Source organism: Gemmatimonas sp., assembly GCF_044376735.1.
Classification (GTDB): Bacteria; Gemmatimonadota; Gemmatimonadetes; order Gemmatimonadales; family Gemmatimonadaceae; genus Gemmatimonas.
This window is the reverse complement of sequence record NZ_JBILKJ010000130.1, coordinates 1-7,555: the sequence shown is the minus strand read 5'-3', so window position 1 is coordinate 7,555 and position 7,555 is coordinate 1. Positions and strand designations below refer to the sequence as shown.

General features: G+C 65.7%; 6 protein-coding genes and 1 pseudogene. 2 read left to right on the top strand and 5 right to left on the bottom strand.

Going from position 1 to position 7,555, the window contains the following annotated elements; all coding sequences use genetic code 11:
- Nucleotides 1-30: 30 nt before the first annotated feature.
- The 5 genes from ACIRA7_RS13385 to ACIRA7_RS13365 form a co-directional block, all read right to left on the bottom strand.
- Nucleotides 31-504 (bottom strand): hypothetical protein, encoded by a 474-nt coding sequence (locus ACIRA7_RS13385; protein ID WP_396221346.1) that lies wholly within the window; start codon nucleotides 502-504, stop codon nucleotides 31-33.
- A 14-nt stretch (nucleotides 505-518) separates the two neighbouring features.
- Nucleotides 519-920, bottom strand: a complete 402-nt coding sequence (fliS, locus tag ACIRA7_RS13380; RefSeq protein ID WP_396221345.1) for a flagellar export chaperone FliS — start codon at nucleotides 918-920, stop codon at nucleotides 519-521.
- Between the two features lie 62 nt (nucleotides 921-982).
- Nucleotides 983-3,031 (bottom strand): flagellar filament capping protein FliD, encoded by a 2,049-nt coding sequence (gene fliD, locus ACIRA7_RS13375; protein ID WP_396221344.1) that lies wholly within the window; start codon nucleotides 3,029-3,031, stop codon nucleotides 983-985.
- A gap of 90 nt (nucleotides 3,032-3,121) precedes the next feature.
- Complete coding sequence (locus tag ACIRA7_RS13370) at nucleotides 3,122-3,889, bottom strand: flagellin (protein WP_396221343.1); 768 nt, start codon at nucleotides 3,887-3,889, stop codon at nucleotides 3,122-3,124.
- Nucleotides 3,890-4,312: 423 nt separating this feature from the next.
- The gene (locus ACIRA7_RS13365) at nucleotides 4,313-5,080 is read right to left on the bottom strand and encodes a flagellin (RefSeq protein ID WP_396221342.1); all 768 of its coding nucleotides are present in this window, start codon (nucleotides 5,078-5,080) and stop codon (nucleotides 4,313-4,315) included.
- A gap of 227 nt (nucleotides 5,081-5,307) precedes the next feature.
- On the opposite strand from ACIRA7_RS13365, the gene ACIRA7_RS13360 reads away from it, so the two are divergent.
- Together ACIRA7_RS13360 and ACIRA7_RS13355 are read left to right on the top strand one after the other, a co-directional pair.
- Nucleotides 5,308-6,741 (top strand): tetratricopeptide repeat protein, encoded by a 1,434-nt coding sequence (locus ACIRA7_RS13360; RefSeq protein ID WP_396221341.1) that lies wholly within the window; start codon nucleotides 5,308-5,310, stop codon nucleotides 6,739-6,741.
- A gap of 218 nt (nucleotides 6,742-6,959) precedes the next feature.
- Nucleotides 6,960-7,555, top strand: a pseudogene (locus ACIRA7_RS13355) (glycosyltransferase family 1 protein); the annotation flags it as partial.

The window sequence follows — 7,555 nt, the reverse complement described above, 5'->3', positions numbered from 1 at the left end:
GGATAGCCAATGGTCGTGTCCGCGGCGGGCCTATCGGCGCCGGTCAACCAAGGGGGCGCCGGCGGCGACGCCGTACCCGATGCCCGCGGTGCCGGCACGCTGGACCGCGTCGAGCTCGCGCCGGATCTCGTCGGTCCGGCGCGCCACCTTGGCGGCCAACTCCATCGTGACCCGATGTGATGTGGTGAGCGCCGCCGAGACCTCCGTGAGCAGGGCATCGGCGTCGTCCACGGCCCGCTCGGTCGCCGCGTACAGCGGGCTGTCGGCGGTAGGGCGCTCGAGCCGCAACAGCACGAGATGCTCGCTGAGGTCTTGCAGCATTTCGTCGCGCTGTTCGAGCAGACTGAACAGCCGGTCGTCATCGTGCCCCACCACGTCGACGGCTTCACGGGCGATCGCGTCGGCGCTGGCACAGATGGCCAGCGCGCCGCGGGCCGCCGCGTGGCGAGCGTCGGGATCACGGAGGCCGAACCGGCCGCCACGGGATGTATCGAGGGCACTCATGAGCGGATGCCGTGTCACGCGGTCTTGCGGGACGCTTCGGCCCAGAGCGACTGCGACGCACCCGTAAAGCCTTCGCGTAGCGACGTCGCGATATTCACGAGCTTGCGCATCGTCGCCACATCACCGCGCGTGCCGACGTCGACGAGTTCGTAGAGCATGAACTGATAGAGATCGGCCAGCTGGGTGGCGATCGCGCCGCCCTGCTCGAAGTCGAGCGTGGAGAGGAGCTCGCTCACCAGGCCGCGCGCGCGGCGCAACGAGGTGAAGCGCAATTCGACATCGTTGCGATCCATCGCGATGCGTGCACGTTCCAAGTTCACCACCAGCTGCTCGAACACGATCACGACGAGTCGCTCGGGAGGCGCTGAATGGATCTCCATTTCGCGGTACGACGAGGACTGGCTGGCGTAGGACATCTGGGCAGTGGCTGGAGTGAGAACAACTTCGGGAACTACATCGCTCCTACAAGTATCGGCAGCTACTTGTCACCCTGAAGTCCCTGTGTACCGGCAAGCAGCGCGCTGCTCTGCGACCTGAGCTTGCTCATGGCGTCCTCCATCCGCGTGTACTGCGCCACGAGCTGCTCGCGCCTGAGCTCGATGCGCTTCTTCACATCGGCCTCACGCTTCTTGAGCGCCAGCGTGTTCTGACTGATGTTGTCGAGTTGTGCGGTAATCGTACCGGAGCCGAACTTCGTCGCGTTGTCCGCCGCCGTAACGAAGGCTTGTCCGGCACCCGAGAAACCGAAGAGCGCTTCGATTTCGCTGGGCTTGTCGGCCAGGGCGGTCCTGAACGTGTCCTGATTGAACGCCAGGAGCCCCTTCTGGTCGAGCGACAGGCCGGCGAGCGCGAGCTTCTTATAGGTGCCGTTGGCGGGCACGTCGGTGCGCAGCGCATCCTGGAACGAGGAAACGATCGTGCGCATGCGCGTATCGCCGTACAGCGGGGCATCGGCCACGCGCTGTTCGTCGAAGAACGCGCGGATCTGATTGTACGAGTCCGCGAACTTCTGCACCGAGTCCACCGTGCCTTTCACATCGCGATCGACGGTGACGTCGATCGTGGTGCCGGGCTCGGCGGTGTTCAGCGAGAGGGTCACGCCGCTGATGGCATCGGTGATGGTGTTCGAGCTGCGGACCACCGTTCGCCCATCCACGCGGATGACCGCGTCGGCGCCGGCTTGCGTCTCGCGATTCCGTCCCATCACCGTGGTGCTGCCGTACCCGAGTGAGCTGGTGCTGCCACTCGCATGGCTGATCGACAGCTGGAACGCCAGGAACGACGACCCGCCGGTATTGTCGGAGAGCACGACGCTGCCATCGCCGGCAAGCGAAGCCGTAGCGGGGCGCGAACCGGAGCCGAAGCCCGTGCTGGCGTCGTTCATCCTGTCGAGCAGCGTCTGCATCGTGTCGTTCGCGCCCACGACGAGGCCGACCGTCACCGCGGTGCCGTCGGCGCGCTTGCCGCTGATGTTGATTGCATCACCAGCCGCCACGCCGGCCGCCACGCCATTGAGCTTGAGGTCGGTGAGCCTGGTCGAGGAGGTGGCGGCGAGGTTGGTGGCGCCGGTGTACACCGGCGATTGCACCGCCTGCGCAACCATGCCGGTGGTACCGGCGGCGAATCCGAGCGCATCGATCACGGCTTGCGAGCCGGCATCGCCACCCACGGCCGTGACGTTGCCGCCGACGACCAGGCGATAGCGCGTTTCGTTGCCGTAGCTCTCGGCCTGGACCGACGCCGCACCCTTCGCCGCGACGATACGGGCCGCGATCGAGGAGATCGAGTCGGTGGACAGATCGGCGGTAATGACCACGTTCCCCACGCGAATCGACGCCGGACTCGGTGATACACTCAGGCCGAGGGCGGCGGCAGCGGATTGGACGGCCGACGACACCGGCTTGGTGCGGGTGTCGATGAAGCCGAGCTCGCGCGCCATGCCGCCGGTGCCGTCGCTGATCGTGATGCCACTGGAACCACCCGTGTTGCTGGTCAACACGAGGCTGCCCGCGGTGCCCCCGTCGCTCACGATGGCCGCCGTAACGCCGGCACCCGCACTGTTGATCTTGGTGCGAATATCCGCCAGCGTGTCGGTGCCGACGATATTGATCGCGGTCCCATTGATGGACATCGAGCCCACCAGTCCACGCGCGGCCGTCGTGTCACTCACCGTGTCGCCGCCGATCTTTTCCGTCTGGGCGAGCTGCAGCACTTCCACGCGGGACGTGCCCTGCGCCGCCGAAAGCGAGGCGGTGGCGGAGAGGAGCGAACGGGATGTGGTCGGACTGGCGGGTGCCGTTGCGACGAAGCCACCCAACCCGGTGCGTCGCAGTGCACGCGCGTTCGTGTTGAGCGTCTCGACCAGCCCCTGCATCTTGGTCCACGCGGTCTTTTGGGCGGCCCGCTTCGTGATCCGATCGGTGATCGGCGCGACTTGTCGGGCTTCGTAGGCTTTGATCGTCGAGTCGACGAGATCGCCCCACTGAATGCCGCTGGTCAGCCCACTGATGTTGTTCGGATTCGCCATACCCACCTCCTTCCTGCTGTGCTATAGACTGTGCCCCGGGCCGGCGAATGCGCCGACCCGGGGTCAATCACCTACTGGGAAACAACCGGTTTAGCGGAGCAGCTGCAGAATGCCTTCGCTACCCTGGTTCGCCTGCGACAGCATGGCCTGGGCCGCCTGCTGCAGGATGTTGTTCCGCGTGAAGTTCGCCATCTCTTCCGCCATGTCGACGTCACGGATGGTGGATTCGGCCGCGCGGATGTTCACCACGGCAGACTTCAGGTTCGTCACCGTGTAGTCGAGCACGTTCTGCGCGGCACCGATGGCGGCCAGCGTGTTGTTCACGGCATCGAGCGCCGTATCGGCGTCGGCCAGCGACGAGGTACCCGACAGCGACGTGAGCGTGAGCCCCGCGGCCACGGTCAACGTGCCGTTTGCCGTCTTGTCAGAGATCTGGAACGTGAGCGACGAGAACACCGAGGCGCCGAGGAAGTTGGCGTCCGCGAGAATACGAGCGGCTTCCGTCTGGAGCGTGGTGATTTCGGTCGCGAGGGTCGTCGACACCGAGCTGTTGTTGCCCGTCGAGTCCTTCTGAACGATCAGTTCCTTCTGACGTTCGATGATGCGCTGGATCGTGGACGCCGCACCTTCCGCGATCTGGACCATCGCATTGGCCTGCTCGGCATTCGTGGCCGCCTGCGTGAGCGAGCGGCTCTGGATGCGAAGCTTGTTCGCGATCGAGAGACCAGCCGCGTCGTCAGCCGCCCGGCTGATCCGGAGGCCGGAGCTCAGTTTCCGCTGGCTGCTGTCCGTCTGCATCTTGTTGACGAACAAGTTGCGGGAAGCCGTGAGGGCGCCCACGTTGGTGTTAATACGCACGAAACTATCCTCCGTGATGTGTACGCTGAGGCATCCTTGCCTCACCCGGATTCGCCAATCGAACCTCGGTTAAGTTCTATTTTCGTCGGGTCCCGGAAGAACTTGAGCGGAAGGATTCAGTTGGCCGGCCGGTGTGGAACGGATCATCACAGATCGGCCCTTCGCGATCACGGATGGCACCCACCGTTTCGCCATTGGCCGAGGGCGCTGCATGAGTCGCCGCTGACGCATCGCCAGGCGTCCACGGGACGTGGTCGGACTGCCAGGTACCGTCACAACAAAGCCGCCCAACCCGGTGCGTCGCAGCGTGCGCGCATTCGTGTTGAGCGACTCGACCAGCCCCTGCATCCTGTACTACAGACCAAGCCCCGGGCCGGCGAATGCGCCGACCCGGGGTCAATCACCTACTGGGAAACGACCGGTTTAGCGGAGGAGCTGCAGAATGCCTTCGCTACCCTGGTTCGCCTGCGACAGCATGGCCTGGGCCGCCTGCTGCAGGATGTTGTTCCGCGTGAAGTTCGCCATTTCTTCCGCCATATCGACGTCGCGGATGGTGGATTCAGCGGCGCGGATGTTCACCGTGGCAGACTTCAAGTTCGTCACCGTGTAGTCGAGCACGTTCTGCGCGGCACCGATGGTGGCCAGCGTGGCGTTCACCGCATCGAGCGCCGTGTCGGCGTCGGCCAGCGTCGAGGTACCCGAGAGCACGGTGAGCGCGAGCGCCGCGTTCACGGTCAACGTGCCGTTCGCTGTCTTGTCAGAGATCTGGAACGTGAGCGACGAGAACACCGAGGCGCCGAGGAAATTGGCGTCGGCGAGAATACGAGCGGCTTCCGCCTGGAGCGTGGTGATTTCGGTCGCGAGGGTCGTCGACACCGAGCTGTTGTTGCCCGTCGACTCCTTCTGAACGATGAGTTCCTTCTGACGTTCGATGATACGCTCGATCGTGGACGCCGCACCTTCCGCGATCTGAACCATCGCGTTGGCCTGCTCGGCATTCGTGGCCGCCTGCGTGAGCGAGCGGCTCTGGATGCGCAGCTTGTTCGCAATCGACATACCAGCCGCGTCGTCAGCCGCACGGCTGATGCGCAGGCCGGAGCTCAACTTCCGCATGCTGCTGTCCGTCGCCATCTTGTTGACGAACAAGTTGCGCGAAGCCGTAAGGGCGCCAACGTTGGTGTTAATACGCATGAAACTATCCTCCCTGATGTGAACGCTGAGGCATCCGTGCCTCGCCCGGATTCGACTAACGAATCGCGGTCAGGAGTTATTATCGTCGGGGCGTGGAAGAACTTGAGCGGAGAAAATCAGGTGGCCAGGAACCGTGGCACGGATCATGACAGATCGGTCCCCTCCGCAATGACGGATGGCACCGATCTTTTCGTGATTGGCCGATGGTGCCGCATGAGTCGCCGCTGATGCATCGCCCCAGCGATATCGAGGCGTGGCTGGTAGCGGGCCAAACGGCCCTCGATGCCGGTCAACACGCCGAGGCCGCCGCCGCGTTTGCGCTCGTGCAGGCGGCCCTCCCGCGTGAGATCACAGTGGCCCTGATGGTGGCCAATGCGTGGCGGCTGGCGGGCAACACGGTGGCGGTGCGCGACGCGCTGCTGTCCGTGTTTCACCACGCGACGGACACGACCGACGGCCCCTCTTCTATAGAAAGCGCCGACGTGACCGCGATGTATGAACTCGGGGCGGCGCTGCTCGATGCCGGCGCGCCCTCCGAGGCGCGGCAGCTGTTCGAGCGGGTGGTGCGGAAACGTCCCAAGGATCCCGCCGCCCTCGGCGCGTTGGCTGGCGCCACTCGGGCCGACGGCGACCCGCAGCGGGCGTGGCCCATCGTGCAGCGCGCCATGGCGATCGCGCCCAGGCAGCCGGCGCTGCTGCTCACCGCCGCGCAGATCCGGCACGCGCTCGGCGATCTCACCCGCGCCCGCTACTGGCTCGAGCGCGCAGAAGCGGTGCGTCCCGCCCATGGACCCACCCGATTGCAGCGCGCCCTGACGTCGCTGCTCGCGGGGCCAACGGCCGAGGGCTGGGCGGACTTCGAGCACCGTGGGCTCCCTGCCCCGCCGGCCACCGGGGCGGCGCCGTGGCACGGGGAGTCGCTCGAGGGACAGTCGATGCTGGTGACGGCGGAACAGGGGATGGGGGACAACTTCCAGTTCCTCCGGTTTGTGGGCGCACTCACCGCCCTCGGGGCATCACGCGTGGTCGTGGAATGTCACGCGGGGGCGCTGTCGCTCTTCCTCGCGAGCGGAGTCGACGCGGTCGCGAAGGGCACCGCCCCGGTCACCGACTGGTACGTGCCGATGCTGTCGCTGCCGCACTGGCTGGGCACGGGCGCCGACGTGGCCGGTGATGGCATTCCGTACCTGCGGACGGGTGTGGCCGCGACGCCAGCATCGACGTCGGACCGCCGTCGGATCGGCGTGGTGTGGCAAGGCAATCCCGCCTTTCTGGCGACCTCGCTGCGCGACTTCGACCGGCTGCTGCTCCCCCAGCTGCTGGACCTTCCGGACGTCGCGTGGGTGTCGTTGCAGTACGGCGCGAGCGACCCAACCGGCCTCGAGCGGCTCGAAATGCCTCAACTGTCATCAAATTGGCTTGATACTGCTATATTATTGTCGCAACTTGATGCGGTTGTTACCGTAGACACGGGTATCGCCCACCTGGCCGGCGCCATGGGACGACCCACCTTGGTCCTGCTCCCCTTCTCCCCCGACTGGCGCTGGGGGCTGGGCACCGACACCACGCCGTGGTACCCGTCGGTGCGGCTGATCCGACAGCGCGCGCCACGCGACTGGGCGAGTACGATCGCCCCGCTGCACGCCGCGCTCAGCTCCTGACGTCCGGCAGATTCTGCCGGGCCGACAGGAGGTCGTTGCCGAATCACGACGATCCCTGAGCTGACAGACGGCTTGTAAGTCACTATAAAACAACATGTTAGGTATGGCACAGTCCGTGCATTAGGTCGGACCGCCATGCCTGTCGCTCCGCCTCTCCATACTCGCTGCACGCACGTCCGTGCCCCGCTCGCGCCGATTCCTGCGCGAGGGGGCCGCTAATGCGTCCGGTCGTCTGGGTGGGCCCGGTGTTCGAACCCACCGGCTATGCCGACGAGGTTCGTGGCATGGTGGCTGCCCTCGAGGCGAACCGCATCCCGGTCAGCCTGCGCAGCAGCACGACCGACGCGCGCGGGTTTCGCGAGACGCTTGCCCCCGACCAGCTGGCCGCCCTGACGCGATGCATCGAGCGTCCCGTGCCCGGCCCGTTCATTCAGGTGCAACACGCCACGATCGACAGCTTTGCACCCGCCCACAACGAGGCGGTGTACTCGGTCGGACGCTCGATGTTCGAGACCGACGGACTTCCGGGACACTGGGTGGCCGGCGCCAACGCGCTGGACGAGCTCTGGGTGACGGGCGACTTCAATGCGCAGACCTTTCGGGATGCCGGCGTCCGCGTCCCCATGCATGTCATTCCCGGTGGAATAGACAGTCAGCTCTTCCACCCGGATGGCGCGCCGTACGCGGTACCCGGCGTTCGCGGCACCGTGTTTCTGAGTGTCTTCGAATGGCGGTTGCGAAAAGGGTGGGACGTGCTGCTGCGCGCGTGGGCAGACGCGTTCTCACCCGATGACGATGTCACCCTGGTCATTCG